Annotated in this window: 16 protein-coding genes and 1 riboswitch; of the genes, 8 read left to right on the top strand and 8 right to left on the bottom strand. The window is 66.7% G+C overall.

Annotated elements, in window-relative coordinates; all coding sequences use genetic code 11:
* Positions 1–5: 5 nt before the first annotated feature.
* Positions 6–1223 (bottom strand): efflux RND transporter periplasmic adaptor subunit, encoded by a 1218-nt coding sequence (locus PSEEN_RS09410; RefSeq protein WP_011533259.1) that lies wholly within the window; start codon positions 1221–1223, stop codon positions 6–8.
* A 118-nt stretch (positions 1224–1341) separates the two neighbouring features.
* Entirely contained in the window at positions 1342–2556 is a 1215-nt protein-coding gene (locus tag PSEEN_RS09405; RefSeq protein ID WP_044487931.1) for a TolC family protein, read from the bottom strand.
* A 318-nt stretch (positions 2557–2874) separates the two neighbouring features.
* Between PSEEN_RS09405 and aroQ the strand changes: the two genes are divergently transcribed.
* Both aroQ and PSEEN_RS09395 read left to right on the top strand, forming a co-directional pair.
* A complete protein-coding gene (gene aroQ, locus PSEEN_RS09400) occupies positions 2875–3324 on the top strand; it encodes a type II 3-dehydroquinate dehydratase (protein WP_011533257.1) in 450 nt (149 codons plus the stop codon).
* Positions 3321–4169 (top strand): shikimate dehydrogenase, encoded by an 849-nt coding sequence (locus PSEEN_RS09395; RefSeq protein WP_011533256.1) that lies wholly within the window; start codon positions 3321–3323, stop codon positions 4167–4169. The genes aroQ and PSEEN_RS09395 overlap by 4 nt, the downstream gene beginning before the upstream one ends.
* A 185-nt stretch (positions 4170–4354) precedes the next feature.
* On the opposite strand, the gene PSEEN_RS09390 is transcribed toward PSEEN_RS09395, so the two are convergent.
* The 6 genes from PSEEN_RS09390 to quiC all read right to left on the bottom strand — a co-directional run bounded on the left by PSEEN_RS09390 (position 4355) and on the right by quiC (position 13092).
* Positions 4355–5488: a hypothetical protein gene (locus tag PSEEN_RS09390; protein WP_011533255.1), complete on the bottom strand. Its 1134-nt coding sequence runs from the start codon at positions 5486–5488 to the stop codon at positions 4355–4357.
* Positions 5475–7307, bottom strand: coding sequence for a carbamoyltransferase family protein (locus PSEEN_RS09385; protein ID WP_011533254.1), 1833 nt, complete (start codon positions 7305–7307; stop codon positions 5475–5477). Before PSEEN_RS09385 ends, PSEEN_RS09390 begins: the two co-directional genes overlap by 14 nt.
* Positions 7304–7921, bottom strand: a complete 618-nt coding sequence (locus PSEEN_RS09380; RefSeq protein WP_011533253.1) for a LysE family translocator — start codon at positions 7919–7921, stop codon at positions 7304–7306. Before PSEEN_RS09380 ends, PSEEN_RS09385 begins: the two co-directional genes overlap by 4 nt.
* Complete coding sequence (locus tag PSEEN_RS09375; protein ID WP_011533252.1) at positions 7918–10095, bottom strand: iron-containing redox enzyme family protein; 2178 nt, start codon at positions 10093–10095, stop codon at positions 7918–7920. The genes PSEEN_RS09380 and PSEEN_RS09375 overlap by 4 nt, the downstream gene beginning before the upstream one ends.
* A gap of 260 nt (positions 10096–10355) precedes the next feature.
* Complete coding sequence (locus PSEEN_RS09370) at positions 10356–11018, bottom strand: TetR/AcrR family transcriptional regulator (protein WP_011533251.1); 663 nt, start codon at positions 11016–11018, stop codon at positions 10356–10358.
* Positions 11019–11187: 169 nt separating this feature from the next.
* Positions 11188–13092, bottom strand: coding sequence for a 3-dehydroshikimate dehydratase QuiC (gene quiC / locus PSEEN_RS09365; protein ID WP_011533250.1), 1905 nt, complete (start codon positions 13090–13092; stop codon positions 11188–11190).
* Between the two features lie 530 nt (positions 13093–13622).
* Between quiC and PSEEN_RS09360 the strand changes: the two genes are divergently transcribed.
* From PSEEN_RS09360 to PSEEN_RS09335, 6 genes are all read left to right on the top strand, one after another.
* A complete protein-coding gene (locus PSEEN_RS09360) occupies positions 13623–14996 on the top strand; it encodes an MFS transporter (protein WP_011533249.1) in 1374 nt (457 codons plus the stop codon).
* Between the two features lie 77 nt (positions 14997–15073).
* Positions 15074–15278: riboswitch (cobalamin riboswitch) on the top strand.
* A gap of 109 nt (positions 15279–15387) precedes the next feature.
* Positions 15388–17514, top strand: coding sequence for a TonB-dependent receptor (locus PSEEN_RS09355; RefSeq protein ID WP_011533248.1), 2127 nt, complete (start codon positions 15388–15390; stop codon positions 17512–17514).
* 214 nt (positions 17515–17728) lie between these two features.
* A complete protein-coding gene (yghU, locus tag PSEEN_RS09350; RefSeq protein ID WP_011533247.1) occupies positions 17729–18568 on the top strand; it encodes a glutathione-dependent disulfide-bond oxidoreductase in 840 nt (279 codons plus the stop codon).
* A 286-nt stretch (positions 18569–18854) separates the two neighbouring features.
* On the top strand, positions 18855–20558 hold the full coding sequence (locus PSEEN_RS09345) for an amidase (RefSeq protein ID WP_011533246.1): 1704 nt from the start codon (positions 18855–18857) through the stop codon (positions 20556–20558).
* 169 nt (positions 20559–20727) lie between these two features.
* A complete protein-coding gene (locus tag PSEEN_RS09340; protein ID WP_044487927.1) occupies positions 20728–21420 on the top strand; it encodes a helix-turn-helix transcriptional regulator in 693 nt (230 codons plus the stop codon).
* Positions 21421–21436: 16 nt separating this feature from the next.
* Positions 21437–22354 carry a pyridoxal-phosphate dependent enzyme gene (locus PSEEN_RS09335; protein WP_011533244.1) on the top strand — a complete coding sequence of 306 codons (918 nt, stop codon included), beginning with the start codon at positions 21437–21439 and terminating at the stop codon, positions 22352–22354.
* Positions 22355–22456 lie beyond the last annotated feature (102 nt).

The following is a 22456-nucleotide window of genomic DNA, read 5'->3' as shown; positions in this document are numbered from 1 at the left end:
CCCGGTCAGTGGCTGTGCGCGGCCGAGCCTTTGCCCAGCTCGGACTTGAGGACGAAGCTGCCGGCGGCAGCCACCACGGCGCCGGCGGCCAGCCCCTCGCGGATCTCCACCTGGCCGCTGTCGCGGCGCCCGGGCTTGACCGGGCGGGCCTCGAAGCCTTCGTCGTTGCGCACGAACACCACGGTCTGCTCCTCCCAGGTCTGCAAGGCGCTTTCCGGCACCACCACGGCGGCGTCGAAGCGCTCGACGGTGACCGCGATATTCACGAACAGCCCCGGGCGCCAGGCGCCGTTGGGATTGGCCAGGGTGGCGCGCACGGTGGCGGCGCGGTTCTGCTCGCCGAGCAGGCTGCCGACGTAGTTGACCTTGCCCTCGACCTGGGCACCGAGGTCCGGCGCGCTGACGCTGACGCCACGGCCGCTGACCACCTTGTCCAGGTCACGCGGGGCAACGGCGAAGGTGGCCCAGACCCGGCTCAGGTCGGACAGGGTGAAGGCGTTGCTGGTCTCGTCCACCACCTCGCCCACGGTCAGGTGCTTCTCCACCACCACCGCGTCGAACGGTGCGCGCAGTTCATAGCGGTTGCCCTTGCCGGCCGGGGCCACGGCGGCGACCTTCTGCCCGGCGTTGGCAGCGGCGATCTCGGCCTCCTGCAAGGTCTGGCGAGCTTGCAGGTAGTCCTGCTCGGCGCTGATGCGCTCCTGCCACAGCTGCTTCTCGCGCTCGAAGGTCAGCCGTGCCAGCTCCAGGCGGCGCTGGGCGGCCTGCTGCTCGCTGCGCAGCTCGGAGATCTGCTGGCTGGCGATCACCGCCAGCACCTGGCCACGCTTGACCGCCTGGCCCAGCTCGGCGTGCACCGACTCGACCACGCCTGGCACGCGGGGCACCACGTGGGCGGTACGGTCTTCATCGAAACGGATCTCGCCGGGGAAGCTGATGGCGGTGCCCAGGGTCTGCGGGCCGGCGGTGCTCAGTTGCACGCCGGCGGCCTGGATCTGCTCGGCGCTGAGGTGCAGCTTGCCCTCTTCCTCGCCGTGGCTATCACCCTCGCCTTCAGAGGCGCCGTGGCCATGACCGTCATCCTGCTCTTCGGCGTGGCCGTGGTCGTCGTGCTGGGCCAGGCCGCTGGAGGCCTGGCCGAGGGTGCCGGTCCAGGCCAGGCCGCCAAGGCCGAGGGCGGCAATGGCAGCGGCGAGGATGGCGAGTTTGCGTGGGTTGGTCATTGTCGTTCCTGCTGGAAAGGGTCGTCAGTCGAATCGCCGGGGCCGCTGCGCGGCCCTTTCGCCGGCAAGCCGGCTCCTACGGGTCCTGTAGGAGCCGGCTTGCCGGCGAACGAATGCATCACCGGCCTACCGCCAGATCGCCGTAAATCCGCTCTACCTGCGCCCGCGCATCGGTGGCCGAAGCCAGTGCGTCCAGATACAGCCCCCGCGCCTCGATCAGCGTGCGCTGCGCATCGAGCACATCGAGAAAGGCGAACTTGCCCATCTCGAAGCCACGGGTGGCGGTGTCCACCGCCTGCTGGGCAGCCGGCAGGATGGTGCGGTCGTAGGCCTGTACCTCGCCCATGGCGGTGGCCCACTGCTCCAGGGCACTGCGGGTATCGCTGCGCAGGCGCAGCTCCACGGCGTTGCGCAGGTCGCGGGCCTGGTCGGCGCGGCGCGCGGCAGCCAGCACGTTGCCCTGGTTGCGGTCGAACAACGGCAGCGGCATCGACAGCCCCACCACGTTGACCCGCTCGCGGTCCTCGCGGCTGTACTGGCTGCCGACGCTGACGGTCAGGTTGGGAATGCGCTGGGCCTTCTCCGACCCCAGGCTCGCTTCGCCGCGCTCGATCTGCGCCGCGGCCAGGCGCCAGTCGGCGGTCTGCTCGACCTTGGCCAGCAGCGGCTCGGGCTTGGGCGCCGGCCCCGGTGAAAGGGTCGTGGCGTCGAGCCGGTCGAAGCTTGTCTGCGCGCTGCCGGTCAGGCGTGCCAGTGACTGCCAGGCGACGCCGCGCTCGGTCTGCGCGCGACGCACCGCCGCCTGGGCCTGGGCCAGTTGCACCTGGGCGCGGGTGGCCTCCACCGGCGAGGACTGGCCCGCCTTGACCCGCCCTTCCACCACCCGCAGGCCACGTTCGGTCAGCGCCTGCGACTGCTGCGCCAGCTCCAACGCGGTCTGTGCGCGCAGGGCGGCATGGAAGGCCTGGATCACGTCGGCGCGCAGGCCATTGCGCTGACGCTCCAGCTCCAGTTGGGCAACCGCCTGGCCGGCCTCGGCGACCTCGATGCGTGCGCCGCGCTTGCCGCCCAGCTCCAGGGCCTGGCTGAGGGTGACGGTGGTGGTGCTGGTGTCGCGGCGGGTGTCCTCGACCTCCCAGGACAGCTCGGGGTTGGGGATCAGCCCGGCCTGGCGGCGCTCGCCCTCGGCGATGCCGATTTCGCGGCCGACAGCGGCGAGGTCCGGGTTGCGGGCGTAGGCGGCGTCGAGCGCCTGTTCCAGGCTCAGGCCCTGGGCACCGGCGGGGCCGGCCAGGAGCAGGCAGAGCAAGGCGATCTTGCGGGGGATGGGCACGGCGTGGGTCCTCGTCGACAAAGCGGCGGAATGCTTTGGCGTGGGACTTTAGGGAGGGGTGGTTATCGGGGCGGTGGCGTGAAAATTACAATTCTGTAATCAATGCGCGCGCCCTCCCCTGTAGGAGCCAGCTTGCTGGCGAACCGAGTCGACACGGTAGTTCGGTGTAGGCCCGGTTCGCCAGCAAGCTGGCTCCTACAGGACAGGACCGCGTGCAGGCGTTCGATAATCGCCCGGTTTTGAATCAGCTCATTTGACGAAACTAACCAGGTAGTACATATATCGAGACATCCAAAAACAACAAAGCGATGCCCCGCCATGACACCCCGAATCCTCGTGCTCAACGGCCCCAACCTGAACCTGTTGGGCACCCGCGAACCTACCCAGTACGGTCACGAAACCCTCGCCGACCTGGCCAACCTGTGCGCCGCCAGCGCCCGCGAACTGAGCCTGGAACTGGAGTTCCGCCAGACCAACCACGAAGGTGAGCTGATCGACTGGATCCACGCCGCCCGTGGCCGCTGCCACGGCATCCTGATCAACCCCGCCGCCTGGACCCACACCTCGGTGGCCATCCGCGACGCGCTGGTTGCCAGCGAGTTGCCAGTGATCGAAGTTCACCTGTCCAACGTGCACAAGCGCGAACCCTTCCGTCACCTGTCGTTCGTCTCCAGCATTGCCGTCGGGGTGATCTGCGGGCTCGGCAGCCAAGGCTACGCCATGGCCCTCGGCTACTTCAGCGGGTTGTTCAAGGAGCAGGCGGCATGAACGCTCCCGGCATTCTCGCTGGCCTGATCGGCCGCGGCATCCAGGCCTCGCGCACCCCCGCGCTGCATGAGGCCGAAGGCGACGCCCAGGCGCTGCGCTACCTCTACCGGCTGATCGACGCCGACCAGCTGGGGGTGGACGACAGCGCCCTGCCCCAGCTGCTCGACGCCGCCCAGCGCACCGGCTTCACCGGGCTGAACGTCACGTTCCCGTTCAAGCAGGCGATCCTGCCGTTGCTTGATGAACTGTCGGAGGAAGCCCGGGGCATCGGCGCGGTCAATACCGTGGTGCTGCGCGACGGTCGGCGGATTGGCCACAACACCGACTGCCTGGGCTTTGCCGAAGGTTTCCGGCGCGGCCTGCCGGATGTCGAGCGGCGCCAGGTGGTGCAACTGGGCGCGGGTGGCGCGGGCTCGGCGGTGGCCCATGCGCTGCTGGCCGAAGGGGTCGAGCGGTTGGTGCTGTTCGAGGTGGACGCGGCGCGTGGCCAGGCGCTGGTGGCCAATCTGGCGCAGCGTTTTGGTGCCGGGCGCGCGGTGCTCGGCCATGACCTGGCAAGCGCGATGGCCGAAGCCGATGGGTTGGTAAACACCACCCCGGTGGGCATGGCCAAGCTGCCGGGCATGCCGTTGCCCGCCGAATTGCTGCGGGCACAGCTGTGGGTGGCGGAGATCATCTATTTCCCGCTGGAAACCGAACTGCTGCGCCAGGCCCGAGCATTGGGTTGCCGCACCCTGGATGGCGGCACCATGGCGGTGTTCCAGGCGGTCAAGGCGTTCGAGCTGTTCAGCGGCCACCCGGCCGATGCCGGGCGCATGCAGGCGCATTTCGCCCGCCTGGGCTGAGCTTGGTTTGGGTTCAACGCACCCCCTGTAGGAGCGGCCTTCAGCCGCGAAAGGGCTGCGCAGCAGCCCCAGGAATCCAGCTACAGCAGAGATCGCCGGGGCCGCTCTGCGGCCCTTTCGCGGCTGAAGGCCGCTCCTACCGCTACCGCAGCGGGTAGATCGACCCGCCGCGTTTCTTCTTGCGCTTAAACAGGCTTAACAGCTTGCGAATGAGGCTCATGGCTTTTCTCCTGGTAAAGGCCGAGTTCGTCACTGATCAATTGAGCGAGTTGCTGGTTGCCGAGGTCGTTGAAGTGGACGCGGTCCACGAACAGCGTTTCCTCGAAGACGGGGCTGAATTTGAGCATTTCGTTCATGTCCAGGCAGGGAATGCCGTCGGCGCTGGCCTGGATGTGCTGGAAGAACGGTGCGTGCACCTCCTTGCCGAGCACGCCGCTGAACAGGCGGTAGAAGTTGTTCGGGCAGCTGTCGATGGCGTGGAACACCGCCTCTTCTTCAGCCGTCAAGCGTTCCCGGCACCAATGCGCCAGCGGCTGCAGCACGAAGCTCAGGCTGGCGCCATGGCCGGCCAGCAGCAACCGCCATTGTTTCAGCGCGTCGGTGATCGCCAGGGCCGCCCGCTCCAGGCGCTCGTCCAGCGAGACACCTTCGTCGGTGATCACCTCATCGGCCGGGTTCTCGTCGAACAGGGCGTTCTTCCAGCGTTTGAACAGCGACTCGCCACCGGCGCCGCCGAAGGTGTTCTTCTTGCGCTTCATGTCCTCGTTGAACTTGTTCATGTAGTGCTGGAATTCGAACGAGTAGTAGTAGCGCCCATGGTCGCTGGCGAAGGCGTCGGGAATCCCCTCCAGGGCCAGGGTGTTGATGCCGCTGAACACCACCACGTGGCCGACCTCGCCAATGCGTTTCTGCTGCATCAGGTACATCAGCAGCTCTTGCGTGGCGTTATAGCCGCGCCCGGCGAAATTCAGCCACACCTCGCCGGTGATCGCGCTCAGGTACGAAGCCACCGTGGCGCCATCGTGGGTGGAACCTACGCCCAGGGCGGTGGAGCCGCCCACCAGCAGGTTGACCTTGCCCGCCAGCGGGCGCTCGGCCACCGAATGGCGCTTGCCGTCGAACTCGGTATAGCGAAAACCCAGGGCATCGGTGTTGATGGTCGGCGAGCGGAACATCTTTTCGTGGAAGTACATGGTGTACGGCACCCAGCGCGCGCCGATGTGCATGAAGCGGTCGTAGTCGCGGATCTGTGGCGTCCAGCGGTACACCTCCTGCACGGCCTCGTGGTGGCTCAGTACAGGCTTTTCAGTCGAGTGCATATTGGCTTCTCCAGTCGGCCACTTCGTGCCAGCGCGGCTGCTCGTCCTTGAGCAGCAGGTAGTCGCCGAGCACTAGGCAATCCATTTCGGTGCGCATGAAACAGCGGTAGGCATCCTCCGGGCTCTCGACGATGGGCTCGCCGCGCACGTTGAACGAGGTGTTGATCAGCACCGGGCAGCCGGTGAGCTCGGCAAAGTTGGCCAGCAGGTCGCGGAACAACGGGTTGTGGCGCCCGTCCACCGTCTGCACCCGGGCCGAACAGTCGACGTGAGTGACCGCCGGGATTTGCGAGCGCACCAGTTGCAGTTTTTCGATGCCGCTGTAGCCGCGCTCGTCCAGCCCGGCCAGGCGTTTTTGCGCGTGCACCGGGGCGACGATCAGCATGTAGGGCGATGGCGTGTCCAGCTCGAACCACTGCCCGGCCTGCTCGGCCAGCACCGCCGGGGCAAACGGGCGGAACGACTCGCGGTTCTTGATCTTCAGGTTCATCACGCTCTGCATCGTCGCCGAACGCGGGTTGCCGAGGATCGAGCGCGCGCCCAGCGAGCGCGGGCCGAATTCCATGCGCCCCTGGAACCAGCCCACCACCTTGTCCTCGGCCAGGTGCCGGGCAGTGGCGGCGAGCAACGCGGCCCGGTCGAGCTTCTGGTACGGCGCGCCGTGGTGGCTGAGGGTGCGTTCGATCTGCGGGCTGTCGTAGGCATTGCCCAGGTAGGCGCCCTGCATGGCGTCGTCCACGCCGTTGGCCTGGCGCGCCGCTTGGCTGGTCTGGTAGTGGCAATGCAGCGCCGCGCCCAGCGAACCGCCCGAGTCCCCCGAGGCCGGCTGGACGAACAAGCCCTTGAACAGCCCCGAGCGCAGGAGTTTGCCGTTGGCGACGCAGTTGAGCGCCACGCCACCGGCCAGGCACAGATAGTCGGCCTGGGTCTGTGCCTTGATCCGCCGCGCCAGGGCCAGCATGACGCGCTCAGTGACCACCTGGATCGACGCCGCCAGGTCCATCTCGCGCTGGCCGATGGGGCTTTCCGGCTCACGGGCCGGCGCGCCGAACAGGGTCTCGAACGCCGTGCTGATCATCCGCTCGCCGACTTCATAGTCGAAGTACTTGCGGTTGAGGCTGAAGCTGCCGTCCTCCTCGAGGGTGATCAGGTGCTCGAGGATGGTGTCGACGTAGCGCGGCTCGCCATAGGGCGCCAGCCCCATCAGCTTGTACTCGCCGGAGTCGACCTTGAAGCCGCAATAGTAGGTGAACGCCGAATAGAGCAGGCCCAGCGAGTGCGGGAAGCGCACTTCGAACAAGGGTTCGAGCTGGTTGCCCTTGCCCTGCCAGGCCGTGGTGGTCGACCACTCGCCGACCCCGTCCACGCACAGCACCGCGGCCTCTTGATAGGGCGACGGGTAGAACGCCGACGCCGCGTGGCTCAGGTGGTGCTGGCTGATGAAGATCGCCGGCAGCGGTTGGTCCGGGAACAGCCCCTGCAACTCCGTGTTGATGATGCCCTTGATGTCCCGGCGCGCGGCAAAACGGGTGTACTGCTGGGCGAAGGCCAGCGCGCCACGGGGGAAGTTGCGCTTGTAGGTGGTGCAGATACGCTCGAACTTCACTTCCGGGTCTTCGTAGTAGGCCAGCCAGGCGACATCGGCCAGGCTGATGCCGGCCTGCTCCAGGCAGGCGCGCAGGGCATGGCGGGGGAAGCCGCGGTCCTGCTTGATCCGGGAAAAGCGCTCTTCCTGCAAGGCGCAGACGATCTGCCCGTCCTTGATCAGGGTGACCGCGCTGTCGTGGTAGAAGGCCGATAGCCCGAGGATGTAAGTCATGCGAACTCCCGTGTCAGGGTCAGTACCGCGATGGCCAGGAACAGCACCGGTGGCACGTAGTCGAACCACGAGCTGCGCTGGATGAACGCCCGCAGGTTGTGGGCGGCCAGGCCCACGGTCATGTTCACCAGGATGCCGCCGATGTTGAACACCAGGCCGTAGATCAGGAAGTACAGCCAGGCCGGCTGGGCGTCGGCCGGCACGAACTGCGGCAGCAGGCTGACGAAGAACAGGCCGATCTTGGGGTTGGACAGGTTGATCAGCACGCCCTTGCCGAAGGCGAAGCGCGCGGGCGGCGGCGTACCTTCACCACTGGCGCTGGCTCCGGCCGCGGCGCGCCGTGGCCAGCAGGTGTAGGCCAGGTACAGCAGGTACAGGGCGCCGGCCACCTGGACGATGCGGTACAGCAACGGCACTTCCTTGAAGATCAGCATCAGGCCGAACGCCGCCAGCAGCACGTAGAAGAACACCCCGAACTCGACCCCGGCGGCGGCCTTGAGCCCCGTGCGCACGCCGTGGCGCAGTGACTGGTTCATCACGTACAGCATGGCCGGGCCGGGGGAGGCGTTGATGATCAGGACTGCCAGCAGAAAGGAGAGAAAGCCGTACGTCATGGCGCACCTCGTCGTTGAGTGAATGTGTGGCGAATGCTGTGCAGGCGGTCCTTGACCCACTGCAGAGGCGACCCCGAAGGTGGGCTCAGGGCGCGGTAACCCACCCAGATGCGCTCCCAGTGCCGCGCCTGCTCCTGTTCGCCGCCGCGCTGCAGGGCGTCGTCCAGGTGCTGGCGGATCGCTTCGATGGCCCAGGCGGTGTGGCCACTGACCACGTTGTCGATGGTGTTGTGCAGGTCGGTGAACAGCGCGCTGAAACCGTAGTGGCGCAGGACATCAGCGGAGCGCCGGTACTCGCCGCCCACGCCCGACAGCTCCATGGCCAGGTTCAAGCCCAGGGTTTCCGGCTGATAGCGCTGCGGGAACAGCGAGATGGCCAGCCAGAACACCGGCACGCGCAGGTCGTCATCCTCGAAATGGCGGGCCGCGGCAAAGCCCGGCTCGACGAAACTGCCCACGTCCTGGCCCATGCTGGCCAGCAGTTGCTGGTAGATGTTGCCGTGGTGCAGCGCACTGTCGCCCTGCCCCAGTTCGTCGATCAGCGTGCGGTAAAGCAAGGCGCCGATGGGCGTGGTGACCATGGCCGGCGCCACCACCTGGCGCAGCCAGGCACCGTCGATCAGGGTCAGGGGCGCCAGGCTCAGGGCGTCGGCGACGATCTCCTCGCGGGTTTCCTCAGGCGTGCCGACCAGAGGCCGATAGCTCTGCACCTGCCGCGCATGCTGCGCCTCCAGCCATTGCGCCAGACCTTCGTGGCTGTAGGGGCTGAACGGCAGGCCCTCGCGGCGCAGACGCAGCCGGTGCCGCGCCAGCCAGGCATCGGCAAAGGCCCGGGCCGCTGGCAAGGCGTCGGGTGCCTGGTCTATCTGCAGGAACAGGGGATACAAGGCCCGCAGCGACAGGTGCCGGTACTTTTTCAAGGCCAGCCGGTTGGCCTGGGCCAAAGCCTGGTCGCACAAGGTCACGGCCGCAGGCGTGGGCGGGTTGCTCCCAGTGCTTGCCGTCGGGCGCTCGGCGCTGGGTGCCAGCGTCGAGATCCATCGTTCGACCACCGCGATGTCATCGCTGGAAAACACCCCGAACATGCTGCCGGTGGGTTTGCCGATGATGTTCAGCAACGCGCTGCGCGCCGGCTGGCCTGGGCGCACATAGCGCGAATCGGCCAACGCCCGGACCGTGGCGTGGGGGCAGAACGTCTGCGGTGCCAGCCACTGGTCGATGGGCTCGCCCGCCAGTTGACCGCGCTGGTGGTAACCACACCCATGGCGCCCCAGCCTGTCGATGAGGGCCACCATGGCGGCGTGCTCATTGAAGCGCTGCGGGTCCGCCAGCACCTGGGCCAAATGCCGCTCATGGGTTTCGATCAGCGCCAGTGCACAGCGGTACCCCGTGCCGACCCGGGCGCTATCGGCCAGCGAAGCCCGTTGCAGGAAGAGATCGAGCGCGGACACGGCCATGCCATGGTAGGCCGTTGCCTGCGCCTGCCCGAACAGCGCCGTGTCGCCCTCGCGCAGGGCATTGAGCTGGTCGATGTAGTCGCACAGGGCCAGGTTGACGCCCAGTGTCTCGGCATGGAATGCCTGTGGGAAACAGGCCAGGGCCAGCAAGAAGACCGGCAGCTCGAATGCCGCGTCTTCGATGGCGGGATCGTCGCAGAAGCGATGGCTGAACACCTCGGCCACGGCCATGCCCACCCGTTGCGCCGCCTGGTCGAACAACCGGCTCTGGCTACGTTGCGGATAACCGCCCCCGACCATCAGCGCATGGATCTTGAGCAACTGGCCGCTGTCCGCTCGCCAGGCGTGGGCAATCGAGATCACACCATCGAGCCATCCCCCCATCACCTTGAACAAGGGGGCGTGCTGGCAATAGAAGTGACATTTGCGCGGGTTATCGGGGATCAGCGCGGGATAGTGGGCCCGCAGGCCTTCGTGAAGCGCTCGCGACGGTTGGTCGATTGCGGCCGCTTGCAGCGTGCCGGTGTCGCGATGCGCCTCGAGATGCTGCGTCACTCGCGTCCAGACCAGCTCCAGCAAGCCATGCCGCTCTTCCTGGTTGACCAGTCTGAAGAACCATTGCCGGGCGTTCAGTCGCACCTGCCCGAGTGCTGTCGGCGTGATCGCCAGAAAGCTGGGTGCGGTGAACGCAGGCACCTCCTGCGCCAGGTTGGCCATTGCGCCAGCCCCTCCTCTTCGTGATGGCCTGAAGACAGACCTCACCCAGGCCAGGCCGGGCCGCGCGAAGTTATCGCGTAGGCTGGCGGCCGAAGGCCTGGGTGAAGAGTGCATCGTCCTTGATGCGAAGCATCTTCCTGATACGAGGGAATATGCTTATAACGTTTTGCGAGGGGGATTCTGGGCAGTGGTCATGAAAATGTAAAACGGGCTGCATTGGCGACAAGCATGAGCCTCGCTAATGCTGCAGTGCCGCCAGGTCAGGCCTTGATGTAGCGCATCACCGCGTCACCGATCATCTGCTTGTGGCGCAGCTTGATCTGCTCGTCGGCCAGGTCGATCTGGAAGATGTCGCCGAAGGTGTGGCGGTTGGACACCCGGTAGAAGCAGAACGAACTCATCAGCATGTGCAGGTCGATCACCTCGATGCCCGGGCGGAACACGCCCTCCTCCACGCCCCGTTGCAGGGTGCGACCGAGGGTTTCGAGCACCAGGCTGCTCATCTCGCGGATCACTGGCGACTGCTTGACGTACTCGCCGTAGTGGATGTTCTCGGTGCAGACGATGCGCACGAAATCGACGTTGTGGTCGTGGTGGTCGAAGGTGAACTCCACCAGGCGGCGGATCGCCTGTTCGGCGGGCAGCGACTCGAGGTCCAGGCGCTGTTCGGTCTTGCGGATATCGCCGTAGAGCTTGACCAGGCACTCGACATACAGCTGCTCCTTGCTGCCGAAGTAGTAGTAGATCATGCGCTTGGAGGTGGCGGTGCGCTCGGCGATGGCGTCGACCCGGGCGCCGGCCAGGCCTTGCTGGACGAACTCGGTGATGGCGGCCTGGAGGATGTTTTCGCGGGTCTTCTCCGGGTTGTTCTTGCGCGTCTTGCGCGCCCCTTCGACTTCAGGCTTGGCTACCGAATCACGCATACCGACTCACAGGCTCGTTATAGGAATCCGGGGGATTATCCGTGAGCCGGGCGGTGCAGGGAAGCGCGCTGTTAGGCCCCCGCTCCTGTAGGAGCCAGCCTTGCTGGCGAACCGGGGCAGACGCTGCCCCTGAAACCGTGCATCACCTGGTTCGCCAGCAAGCTGGCTCCTACAGGGTTGGGCGCGGGCGTTCGCTGCGCCGCTTGGCCATCGCCGCCAGGCGCACCGCGACATTGGCCGCGCCATACCCGGCATAGCCGCCCTTGCGCTGGATGATCTCGAAGAAGAAGCGCTCCTCGAACGGTTCGGTGTACACGTGGAACAGCTCACCGCCCTGGGCGTCGCGGTCGTACAGCACGTTGTAGTACGCCAGCTCGCTGAGGAACTCGTCGCCGAACTCGAACCGCGCCGCCAGGTCGTCGTAATAGTTCAGCGGGATTTCCAGCAGCGGCACCCCGGCCTCCTTGGCCCGCACCACTTCGCGGAAAATGTCGTCGCAGTCGAAGGCGATATGGTGCACCCCCGAGCCCCGGTAGCTGGACAAGGCATGGGCGATGGCGGTGTTGCGGTTCTCGGAGATGTTCAGCGGCAGCCGCAACGTGCCACAAGGGCTGCGTAGCGCGCGGCTCTTGACCAGGCCGTAGGGGTCGGGGAGCACCACCTCGTCATCGGCGGTAAAGTCGAACAGGCTCTTGTAGAACAGCACCCAGCTGTCCAGCGCCTCGGCCGGCAGGGCCAGGGCCATGTGGTCGATCCGTTGCAGCCCGCCCGTGCCCTGCGCGCCGGGCGCGAGGTGGAAATCGCTGTCGTAGATGGTCTGGCCGTGGGCCTCTTGCTCCACCAGGTACAGCAGGCTGCCATCCGGCGCACGCACCGCCGGGATCTGTCGCTCGTTGGGGCCGACCAGGCCACGGAACGGCTGGCCCCGGTAGGCGGTGGCGCGCTGCAAGGCCGCCTGGCCGTCCTTCACCCGCAAGGCAGTGGCGCACAACGAGGGCCCATGGGCCTCGAAGAAGTTGTGGGCGAAGGAATACGGTTCGGCATTGAGCACGATGTTGATATCACCCTGGCGCATCAGACGCACGGCCTTGCTGCGATGCTCGCCCGCCTCGGCGAAACCCAGGCGCTTGAGCCACACCCCGAGCCGCGCGCCCACCGCCTCGTCGACCGCGAACTCAAGAAACTCCACGCCGTCGTAGCGGCTGGCCGAGGGCGGCGCGAACAGCACGCCGGGCTCCACCTGCCGGGCTTCGCGCTCGAGCTGGCGACGGGTCTTCTCCTCCAGGTACAGCAGCGAACGCAGGCCGTCGGCGGCATTCTGCCGGGGCGGTGCCGCGCGGAAGCCATCGTTGAAGATTTCCAGCGACAGCGGGCCGCGATAGCCGGTGGCGAGGATCGGTGCGAGGAAGCCGGCCAGGTTCAGCTCACCCTGCCCCGGGAAACAGCGAAAATGCCGGCTCCACTCCAGCACATCCATGGCCAGGATCGGCGCGTCGGCCATCTGCACGAAGAAGATCTTGTCGCCGGGGATATCGCGGATGCCCCTGGGGTCGCCCTTGAGCGAGAGCGTATGGAAGCTGTCGAGGATCAGCCCCAGCGCCGGGTGGTCGGCCTGGCGCACCAGGTTCCAGGCCTGCTGGTAGGTGTTGACGTGGCGCCCCCAGGCCAGGGCCTCGTAGCCGATGCGCAGGCCGCGATCACCGGCATGCTCGGCGAGCAGGCGCAGGTCGTCCACCAGCAACTGCTCGTCGCCCTGGGCGTCGGGCTGGACGTTGCTGCACACCAGCACCAGGTCGGTGCCCAGCTCCTGCATCAGGTCGAACTTGCGCTCGGCGCGGTCGAGCTGCTTGTGCAGGCGGTCGCGGCGGCAGCCCTCGAAGTCGCGGAAGGGTTGGAACAGGGTGATGGCGATGCCGAGGTCGGCGCACATCTGACGCACCTCGCGCGGGCTACCGGCGTAGTACAGCAGGTCGTTCTCGAAGATCTCGACGCCGTCGAAACCCGCTGCGGCGATGGCTTCGAGCTTTTCCGGCAGGGTGCCGCTGAGGGACACGGTGGCAATCGAACTCTGCATGCTGGGGTTCCTTGTTGTCGGAGGCTTGGGGCTGCGCCCCCCTGTAGGAGCGGCTTCAGCCGCGATGCAGGCGCCGGGGTGCCTGGCATCCGCTTTGCGGATGATCGCGGCTGAAGCCGCTCCTACAGAGGTCGTGCCAGGCCGATGACGCGTCGACCGGCCTGGCACGACCGATTATTCGCAGGTAAAGTCACCCCGGCAATGAACTTTGTACGGAACAGTTAGTTTTTGTTCGATTACCGAACAAAACCCGTTCCAGCGAATTGATTCACCCACCCCCGTGAACAACCATGAACACCAGTCGCAGGCCCGCCGGCCTTTCTCGCTGCCACGCCGGTTACTCGGCGGGTCCTGCGCCGCACCACCCAACGTCACCACATAATAAGTTCAATAAAACGGGTACCGACCTATGCTCACGTTCCTCGCCCTGCGATCCGCACCGCCACGTTCGTCTTCTCCTTACCGCCCCCCGGTTCACGCGCCCCGTGCGCGCTGACCTTCCGGCCACCGACAAGAACAACGGAGACAACATGGCCCGCTCAAGCTCCCAAGCCAAGAAAGCCACCGCCAGCGGGTGGATCGGCTCTGCCCTCGAGTACTACGACTTCTTCATCTATGCCCAGGCCGCGGCGCTGATCTTCCCGCAGATCTTCTTCCCCTCCACCGACCCGAAGATGGCCATCATCGCCTCGCTGGCCACCTATGGCGTCGGCTACCTGGCCCGCCCGGTGGGCGCCTTCGTGCTCGGCCACTGGGGCGATACCCGCGGGCGCAAGAACGTGCTGCTGCTGTGCATGTTCCTGATGGGCCTGTCGACCATGGCCGTGGGCCTGCTGCCCACCTACCACGACATCGGCCTGCTCGCCCCGGCGTTGCTGGTGCTGCTGCGCCTGGTCCAGGGCTTCGCCGTGGCCGGCGAGATCTCCGGGGCCAGCTCGATGATCATGGAGCACGCGCCGTTCGGTCGCCGTGGCTACTACGCCAGCTATACGCTGCAGGGCGTGCAGGCCGGCCAGGTGATGGCGGCGGCAGTGTTCCTGCCGCTGGCCTACTTCATGCCGAGCGAAGCCTTCAACGAATGGGGCTGGCGCATTCCGTTCCTGATGAGCGCGCTGGTGCTGGTGGCCGGTTTCATCATCCGCAAGGAAGTCCACGAGACCCCGGCCTTCGTTCAGGAAGAGCAACAGGCCAAGGTGGCCAAGTCGCCGATCAGCGAGGCCTTCCGCCACAGCTGGAAGCACATGGTGCTGGTGATGTTCATGGCGCTGATGAACGTGATCCCGGTGGTCGCCACCATCTTCGGCGCGGCCTATGCGGTGCAGCCGGCCTACGGCGTCGGCTTCGACAAGAGCGTGTACCTGTGGATTCCGGTGGTGGGCAATATCGTCGCGGTGCTGGTGATCCCCTTCGTCGGCAACCTCTCCGACCGCATCGGCCGTCGCCCGACCATGATCGCCGGTTGCCTGGGCTCGGGCCTGCTGGCGTTCGTCTACCTGTATGCAATCAGCATCCACAACGTGCCGCTGGCCTTCGCCGCCTCGATCGTCATGTGGGGCGTGGTCTACCAGGGCTACAACGCGGTGTTCCCAAGTTTCTACCCCGAGCTGTTCCAGACCCGCTACCGGGTTTCGGCCATGGCCATCGCGCAGAACGTCGGCACCATGCTCACCGCCATGCTGCCGGCACTGTTCGCCACCGTGGCGCCACCGGGCTCGGACAACATCCCGCTGGTGGTGGGCGGGCTGGCGTTCTTCATCACCTGCGTGTGCGCGTTCGCGGCGTACCTCGCGCCGGAGACCCACCGGCTGGCCATGGAAGACCTGGGCAACCCCCAGGCAAAGCCCATGGAACAGGAGGCCTATGAAGCCAACCGCAAGGGCAGCCTGAAAGCGTTCGGGCATTGAACGCCCCGGGCCAGGCCTGTCGCGCACCGACAGGCCTGGCCCATCCAGATGATTGACTCCCCTCTCGTTCGATGGTCAGATGCGCGCCAGTTTCAGGTGTCCTGCGCCGCCGCGCGCAGGGTGAAACGGGAAGCCGGTGAGTCGTGTTCACGACAAGTCCGGCGCTGCCCCCGCAACGGTAAGCGAGCGAACCCTTCGACAGACCACTGTGCACCCGCATGGGAAGGTGAAGGTTTCATGCCCCTCGCAAGCCCGGAGACCGGCCTGAAGCCTTACTTGGCAACCCGCGGTGGGCGGGCGCAGGCCGGTCATCGCGTGCGCGCCTGCGTATGTGGTTCGCCTTTGCGTGTTTTCCACCGGGATCCATTCATTCCTGCAGCAGTGGAACGACATGTCCCGATTCAACAAGCTTCACACCCTGGCGGCCTGCCTGGCCGTCTCGCTCCCGGCCCTGGCCGACGACCACGAGGGTGCCCCGCTCACCCTGCCCTCCACGGCAATCACCGAAACCCGCGAGCCCTCGGCCATCGACCTGGCCACCCCGACCCAGGCCGGTTCACGGCTGAACCTCAGCGCCCTGGAAACCCCGGCCAGCACCAGCAGCATCACCGCCGAGCAGATCCTGCAACGCAACAACCTCACCGTGCAGGACGCCGTGACCCGCTCCCCGGGCATCACCTTCATCGGCACCCCCGGTGATGGCGGCACAGGCCTGTCGGCGCGCGGTTTCAGCGGCCAGGGCTCGGTGATGACACTGTTCGACGGCGCGCGACTGTACACCGGCGCCGGCACCCTCACCTTCCCGGTCGACCCGTGGATGGTCGAGCGCATCGACGTGCTGCGCGGCCCGGCCTCGGTGCTGTACGGCGAAGGGGCCACCGGCGCGGTGGTCAACGTGATCCCGAAAAAACCCTTCGCCGGCGAAATCCACAACCACCTGCGCCTGGGCTACGGTTCCTGGGACCGCCAGCAACTGGGCCTGGACAGCGGCGGCAGCCTGAGCGAACGCCTGAGCTACCGGGTCACACTCAACAAGCAGGAAGGCAACGGCTGGGTCGACCGCACCGACTCGCGCAACCTGTCGCTCAGCGCCGCCCTGCGCTTCGATGCCAGCGACGACCTGAGTTTCACCCTCGCCCACGAACGTGGCGATGCCGAGCCCGCCAACTACTACGGCACGCCGCTGATCGACGGCCACTACCGCGATAGCCTGCGCAAGAAGAACTACAACGTGCAGAACGATGTGCAGCGCTACCACGATGAATGGACGCGCCTGACCACCGACTGGACCCTCAGCGACACGGTCTCGGCCAGCAACCAGCTGTACTACATCAAGAGCCGCCGCCACTGGCGCAACGCCGAGGACTACACCTGGAACACCGATGAAGGCCTGCTGCAGCGGGGCAGCTACCTGGAAATCAAGCACAACCAGGAGCAGTTCGGCGATCGCCAGAGCTTCACCTTTGACCACGGGCTGTTCGGCCTGGCCAGCAAGACGGTGGTTGGCGTCGAGTACAACAAGATCCGCTTCAACGTCGACAGCAATTCGCCCTACATCGACGACGGCGTCGACCTGGTCGACCCGTGGAGCCCGGCACCGGGTGGGTTCCACAGCGCCTCGCCGCTGCGCCCGCAGACCCTGTCCAGCACCCACACCGTCGCCTTGTTCGCGGAAAACCGCACCCAGCTGACCGAGCGCCTGTCGCTGGTCACCGGCGTGCGCCGCGACCAGAACCATATCGACCGCGACAACCTGGTCGATGGCTCGCGCAGCGACGTCAGCCTGCGCGGCGGCAACTGGCGCGCCGGGCTGGTCTATGCGCTCAGCGACGACCTGTCGGTTTATGGCCAGTACTCCACCAGTGAAGACGGCGTCGGCAACCTGATCAGCCTCAGCCAGAAGCAGATGGACTTCGACCTCACCGAGGCGAAGCAGACGGAGTTCGGCGTCAAGCAGCGCTTCTGGGAAGGCCAGGGCGAATGGACCCTGGCGGCCTACCATATCGTCAAGAAGAAGCTGCTGGTCTACGACCCGGCCAGCAAGACCCAGCAGCAGGCCGGGCAGCAGACCTCCGATGGCCTGGAAGCCTCGCTGGAACTGGCGCTGGGCAACCAGTGGCAGCTGTCGGCCAACGCCGCGCTGGTGCGGGCCAAGTACGACGAGTACCTGCAGAGCACCTCGCAAGGCGTGATGGACCGTGCTGGCAACCGCCCCGCCAACGTGCCGCGGCGCACCGCCAACCTGTGGTTGAGCAAGGGCTTCGGCCAGGCGGTGGATGCTGGCGTGGGCCTGCGTTATGTGGATGAGCGCTATGCCAGTGTCGACAATGAACAGTCCGTGCCGGGCTATACCGTGGTGGATGCCAACCTCGGCTGGCAGGTACTGCCGGACGTGCGCCTGGGCCTGCAGGTGAACAACCTGTTCAACCGCGACTATGTGGTCTCGGCCCACAGTGGCGAGCAGTGGTTGCTGGGCGCGCCGCGCTCGTACTTCGCCACGGTCGACTACAGCTTCTGACCCCTGTGACTGGCACCGGCCTTGCCGGTGTTCGCCGGCAAGCCGGCTCCTACGGGCACCTGTAGGAGCCAGCTTGCTGGCGAACCGGTCCACACGCCCTCCCCCTTGCACCACCCGCCCGCGCCCATTGCATTTGCCCTTTGCGCCGAACCCATGGCATAGATGCGAGTCCACACGTGTATGTGCCCGTATCGAGCCTCAAGGAGTTTCACGCATGAGCAAGCACCCTTACGTCCCGCCCAAGGTCTGGACTCACGAAGCGCCGTCCGGCGGCCAGTTCGCCAGCATCAACCGCCCGGTGGCCGGCCCGACCCACGACAAGGACCTGCCCGTGGGCAAGCACCCGCTGCAGTTGTACTCGCTGGCCACGCCCAACGGCGTGAAGGTGACCCTCCTGCTCGAAGAACTGCTGGCCCTCGGCCACACGGGCGCCGAATATGACGCCTGGCTGATCCGCATCGGCGAAGGCGACCAGTTCGGCAGCGGCTTCGTCGGGGTCAACCCCAACTCGAAGATCCCCGCCCTGCTCGACCGCAGTGTCGAGCCGCCGGTGCGGGTGTTCGAGTCTGGCTCGATCCTGCTGTACCTGGCCGAGAAATTCGGCGCGTTCCTGCCAAAATCGCTGGCCGCCCGCACGGAAACCCTCAACTGGCTGTTCTGGCAGATGGGTTCGGCACCTTACCTGGGCGGCGGTTTTGGCCACTTCTACGTGTATGCGCCGGAAAAGTTCGAGTACGCCATCAACCGCTTCACCATGGAAGCCAAGCGCCAGCTCGATGTGCTTGAGCGCCGCCTGGCTGAAAGCGCCTACCTGGGCGGCGACGAATACAGCATCGCCGACATCGCCGTGTGGCCGTGGTATGGCCAGCTGGTGCGCGGCAACCTGTATGGCGCGGCCGAGTTCCTGGCGGTTCACGAGTACCCGCATGTGCAACGCTGGGCCGAAGCCATCGCCCAGCGCCCCGCGGTACAGCGCGGCACCCGGGTCAACCGCACCTGGGGTGACGAAGCCAGCCAGGTACCGGAGCGCCACTCGGCGGCCGACCTGGGCTGACCATCGGGATTTACGCCTTACCCTGTAGGAGCGGCCTTCAGCCGCGAAGGGGCTGCGCAGCGGCCCCAGGGCTTCAGCATTTACATAGATCGCCGGGGCCGCTTTGCGGCCCTTTCGCGGCTGAAAGCCGCTCCTACAGGGATCGCGCCAGGGTTGAGGACTGATTGCGCAGCGCGGCCAGAATGCCGCGCTGCAACGAAGCATTTCCCCGCTGCATGCCTGCGCCCGGCAAGACCTTCTTGCTACACTCGCCGCCATGATTTCCACCTGCACAACTGGTGACAGCATGATCGAGGTAACCGAGGTTTCCATTGCCGAGCTGCGCGACGCGCTCGCGTCCGGCCGCACCACTGCGGTCGAGCTGGTAAAGGCCTACCAGGCCCGCATCGACGCCTACGATGGGGCCGACACCGCCACCGCCCTCAACGCCGTGGTGGCACGCAACCCTGAAGCGCTCAACGAGGCTGCGGCCTCCGATGCCCGTCGCGCCCGAGGCCAGACCCTCGGTCCGCTGGACGGCATCCCCTACACCGCCAAGGACAGCTACCTGGTCAAGGGCCTGACCGCCGCCTCCGGCAGCCCGGCGTTCAAGGACCTGGTCGCCCAGCGCGACGCCTTCACCGTCGAGCGCCTGCGCGCCGGCGGCGCCATCTGCCTGGGCAAGACCAACATGCCGCCCATGGCCAACGGCGGCATGCAGCGCGGCGTCTACGGTCGCGCCGAGAGCCCGTACAACGCCAACTACCTGACCGCGCCGTTCGCCTCCGGCTCTTCCAACGGCGCCGGCACCGCCACCGCCGCCAGCTACAGCGCCTTCGGCCTGGCCGAGGAAACCTGGTCCAGTGGCCGTGGCCCGGCCTCGAACAACGGCCTGTGCGCCTACACCCCGTCGCGCGGGGTGATCTCGGTGCGCGGCAACTGGCCGCTGACCCCGACCATGGACGTGGTCGTGCCCTACGCGCGAACCATGGCCGACCTGCTGGAAATCCTGGACGTGGTGGTGGCCGACGACGCCGACACGCGCGGCGACCTGTGGCGCCTGCAGCCATGGGTGCCGATCCCGGCCGCCTCCAGCGTGCGCCCGGCTTCGTACCTGGACTTGGCGGCGAACGCCGACTCGCTCAAGGGCAAGCGTTTCGGCGTGCCACGCATGTATATCAACGCCGACGCCGAAGCCGGTACGTCCGAAAAGCCTGGCATTGGCGGCCCGACCGGCCAGCGCATCCACACCCGCGCCAGCGTAATCGAGCTGTGGCAACAGGCGCGCCAGGCCCTGGAAGCAGCCGGCGCCGAAGTGGTCGAGACCGACTTCCCGCTGGTCTCCAACTGCGAGGGCGATCGCCCCGGCGCGCCGACCGTGTACAACCGCGGCATCGTCAGCAAGGAATTCCTGCATGACGAGCTGTGGGAGCTGTCCGGCTGGGCCTTCGATGACTTCCTGCGTGCCAACGACGACCCCAAGCTCAACCGCCTCGCCGATGTCGACGGCCCGCAGATCTTCCCCCACGACCCGGGCACCCTGCCCAACCGTGAGGACGACCTGGCTGCCGGCATGGACGAGTACGTCAACATGGCCAAGCGCGGGCTCAAGACCTGGGACCAGATCGCCACCGTGCCCGATGGCCTGCGCGGCCTGGAACAGACCCGCAAGCAAGACCTGGAAGACTGGATGGACGAAAAGGGCCTGGACGCGGTGCTGTTCCCGACCGTGGCCGACGTGGGCCCGGCCGATGCCGACGTCAACCCCGAATCGGCGGACATCGCCTGGAGCAACGGCATCTGGGTGGCCAACGGCAACCTGGCGATCCGTCACCTGGGCGTGCCGACCGTGACCGTGCCCATGGGTGTGATGGCCGATATCGGCATGCCGGTGGGCCTGACCTTCGCGGGCCGTGCGTACAGCGACAACAATCTGTTGAAATTCGCCGCCGCCTTCGAGTCGACCGGCTCGCGCCGCATGATCCCGCCGCGCACCCCCAAGCTGGGCTGATTCACGTAAGCGCCCCTTTTTCTTGTAGGAGCCAGCCTTGCTGGCGAACGCAAGGCGCAGCCTTGCCATGAGGCCGGTTCGCCAGCAAGGCTGGCTCCTACAAGAAACACCTTGGTGATTTCAACAAATCATGCAAATATCAACTTTATGTTGATACTTGCATGATGCCATGACCCCCGCCCAAGAACGCCAACTCACCCTCACCGTCCTCAAGGCCACACTCCAGGCCCTGGGCAGCATCGCCCCGCGGAACCTGGAAATCCTCCTGCACGACCTCGACCACCCGGAACACTCCGTGGTGGCCATCGTCAACGGCCACCTTTCCGGCCGCCAGGTCGGCAGCCCGATCCTCGCCGCCCCCGAGCAGGACCTGGGCTTCAAGGCCCTGATGCAGGCCTCTGCCGACCAGCAGGGCTGCGAGCCAGTGGTACTGCCCGACTACCCCACCACCTTGAAGGGCCGCACCTTGCGCAGTGCCACGGCCATCTTCCGCGACCGTCACGGCCACCCCTTCGCCAGCCTGTGCGTGAACACCGACGTCACCGGCCTCGACGCGGCCCTGGCCTTCCTCCAGCACTTCCAGCCCCTCGGCGCCACGCCTGCGCCACCCGCCGCCAGCGAACCCGCCGACATGACCGTGCTGATGGCCGAGATCATCCAGGCCTCGCTGCAGCGCAGCGGCCAGGGCCGGATGAACAAGCAGGCCAAGGTCGAGGCCGTGCGCGTGATGCAGGAGCGCGGCCTGTTCATCGTCAAGGGTGGCGTGGAGAAAGCCGCCGAAGCCCTCGGCGTGACCCGCTACACCATCTACAACTACCTGGAGCAGCTGCGCGGCGAACACGCGTCGGCTGCCCGCGACTGACGCCACGGAGCCCCCCATGCCCTTGCACATCGCCACCCCGTTGATCGAGTCCCGCCCACTGTCGCTGGCCGCCGGCCGCCCAGTCTGGCTCAAGCTCGAAGCCCTGCAGCCGTGCGGTTCGTTCAAGCTGCGCGGCGTCGGCCATGCCTGCGAAACGCACCATGCCCGGGGTGCCCGCCATTTCGTCTCCTCGTCCGGTGGCAACGCCGGGCTGGCGGTGGCCTACGCCGGGCGCAAGCTGGGTGTGCCGGTCACCGTGGTGGTGCCCGAGACCACCACCGAGCGCGCCAAGGCGCTGCTGCGCCTCGAAGACGCCACGGTAGTGGTCCAGGGCGGCTCGTGGCAGGAAGCCAACGCCCATGCACAGACGCTGCTCGGCCCGGACGACGCCTTCATCCACCCCTTCGACGACCCGCTGCTGTGGCAGGGCCATGCCAGCATGATCGACGAGGTGGCGGCGGCGGGCTTCAAGCCTGATGCGGTGGTGCTCTCGGTCGGCGGTGGCGGCTTGCTCAGCGGTGTGGTCGAGGGCCTTGAACGCAACGGCTGGCACGATGTGCCGGTGCTCGCCGTGGAAACCGAAGGCGCCGCCTCGCTACACGCGGCCATCGCTGCCGGGCATACCGTGGAACTGCCGGCCATCACCTCGGTGGCCACCTCTCTGGGCGCCAAACGCGTGGCCGAGCAGGCAATGACCTGCGCACTCACCCACCCGCTGCACAGCCACCTGGTCACGGACCGCGAGGCACTCGAGGCTTGCGAGCGATTCCTGTTCGACCATCGACTGCTGGTCGAGCCTGCGTGCGGCGCGGCGCTGGCCTTGCTGAACCACCCCGAGGCGCTGCCTGCGCAAGGCAATGTGCTGGTGATCGTCTGCGGCGGTGCCACGGCCACCCTGGAGCAGATCCACACCTGGCTCGACCAGGCGAGCTGAATGCGTTCGAGCCGGGTAGAAGGCCCGGCTTGAATTCGAGGGGTGCAGGGCTATCGCGTATCGCTATATACTTTTAAACATAGCGATTCAGAAGTCCCTGCC

The organism is Pseudomonas entomophila L48 (assembly GCF_000026105.1).
Taxonomy (GTDB): domain Bacteria; phylum Pseudomonadota; class Gammaproteobacteria; order Pseudomonadales; family Pseudomonadaceae; genus Aquipseudomonas; species Aquipseudomonas entomophila.
Note: the sequence above shows the minus strand (reverse complement) of the source record. Positions and strands in the feature narration are given on the sequence as shown.

Excerpts from the sequence above, each read along its gene's own strand:
- PSEEN_RS09410 (WP_011533259.1), bottom strand. The coding sequence starts at position 1,223 with ATGACCAACCCACGCAAACTCGCCATCCTCGCCGCTGCCATTGCCGCC.
- aroQ (WP_011533257.1), top strand. The coding sequence starts at position 2,875 with ATGACACCCCGAATCCTCGTGCTCAACGGCCCCAACCTGAACCTGTTG.
- PSEEN_RS09395 (WP_011533256.1), top strand. The coding sequence starts at position 3,321 with ATGAACGCTCCCGGCATTCTCGCTGGCCTGATCGGCCGCGGCATCCAG.
- PSEEN_RS09390 (WP_011533255.1), bottom strand. The coding sequence starts at position 5,488 with ATGCACTCGACTGAAAAGCCTGTACTGAGCCACCACGAGGCCGTGCAG.
- PSEEN_RS09385 (WP_011533254.1), bottom strand. The coding sequence starts at position 7,307 with ATGACTTACATCCTCGGGCTATCGGCCTTCTACCACGACAGCGCGGTC.
- PSEEN_RS09380 (WP_011533253.1), bottom strand. The coding sequence starts at position 7,921 with ATGACGTACGGCTTTCTCTCCTTTCTGCTGGCAGTCCTGATCATCAAC.
- PSEEN_RS09375 (WP_011533252.1), bottom strand. The coding sequence starts at position 10,095 with ATGGCCAACCTGGCGCAGGAGGTGCCTGCGTTCACCGCACCCAGCTTT.
- PSEEN_RS09370 (WP_011533251.1), bottom strand. The coding sequence starts at position 11,018 with ATGCGTGATTCGGTAGCCAAGCCTGAAGTCGAAGGGGCGCGCAAGACG.
- quiC (WP_011533250.1), bottom strand. The coding sequence starts at position 13,092 with ATGCAGAGTTCGATTGCCACCGTGTCCCTCAGCGGCACCCTGCCGGAA.
- PSEEN_RS09360 (WP_011533249.1), top strand. The coding sequence starts at position 13,623 with ATGGCCCGCTCAAGCTCCCAAGCCAAGAAAGCCACCGCCAGCGGGTGG.
- PSEEN_RS09355 (WP_011533248.1), top strand. The coding sequence starts at position 15,388 with ATGTCCCGATTCAACAAGCTTCACACCCTGGCGGCCTGCCTGGCCGTC.
- yghU (WP_011533247.1), top strand. The coding sequence starts at position 17,729 with ATGAGCAAGCACCCTTACGTCCCGCCCAAGGTCTGGACTCACGAAGCG.
- PSEEN_RS09345 (WP_011533246.1), top strand. The coding sequence starts at position 18,855 with ATGATCGAGGTAACCGAGGTTTCCATTGCCGAGCTGCGCGACGCGCTC.
- PSEEN_RS09340 (WP_044487927.1), top strand. The coding sequence starts at position 20,728 with ATGACCCCCGCCCAAGAACGCCAACTCACCCTCACCGTCCTCAAGGCC.
- PSEEN_RS09335 (WP_011533244.1), top strand. The coding sequence starts at position 21,437 with ATGCCCTTGCACATCGCCACCCCGTTGATCGAGTCCCGCCCACTGTCG.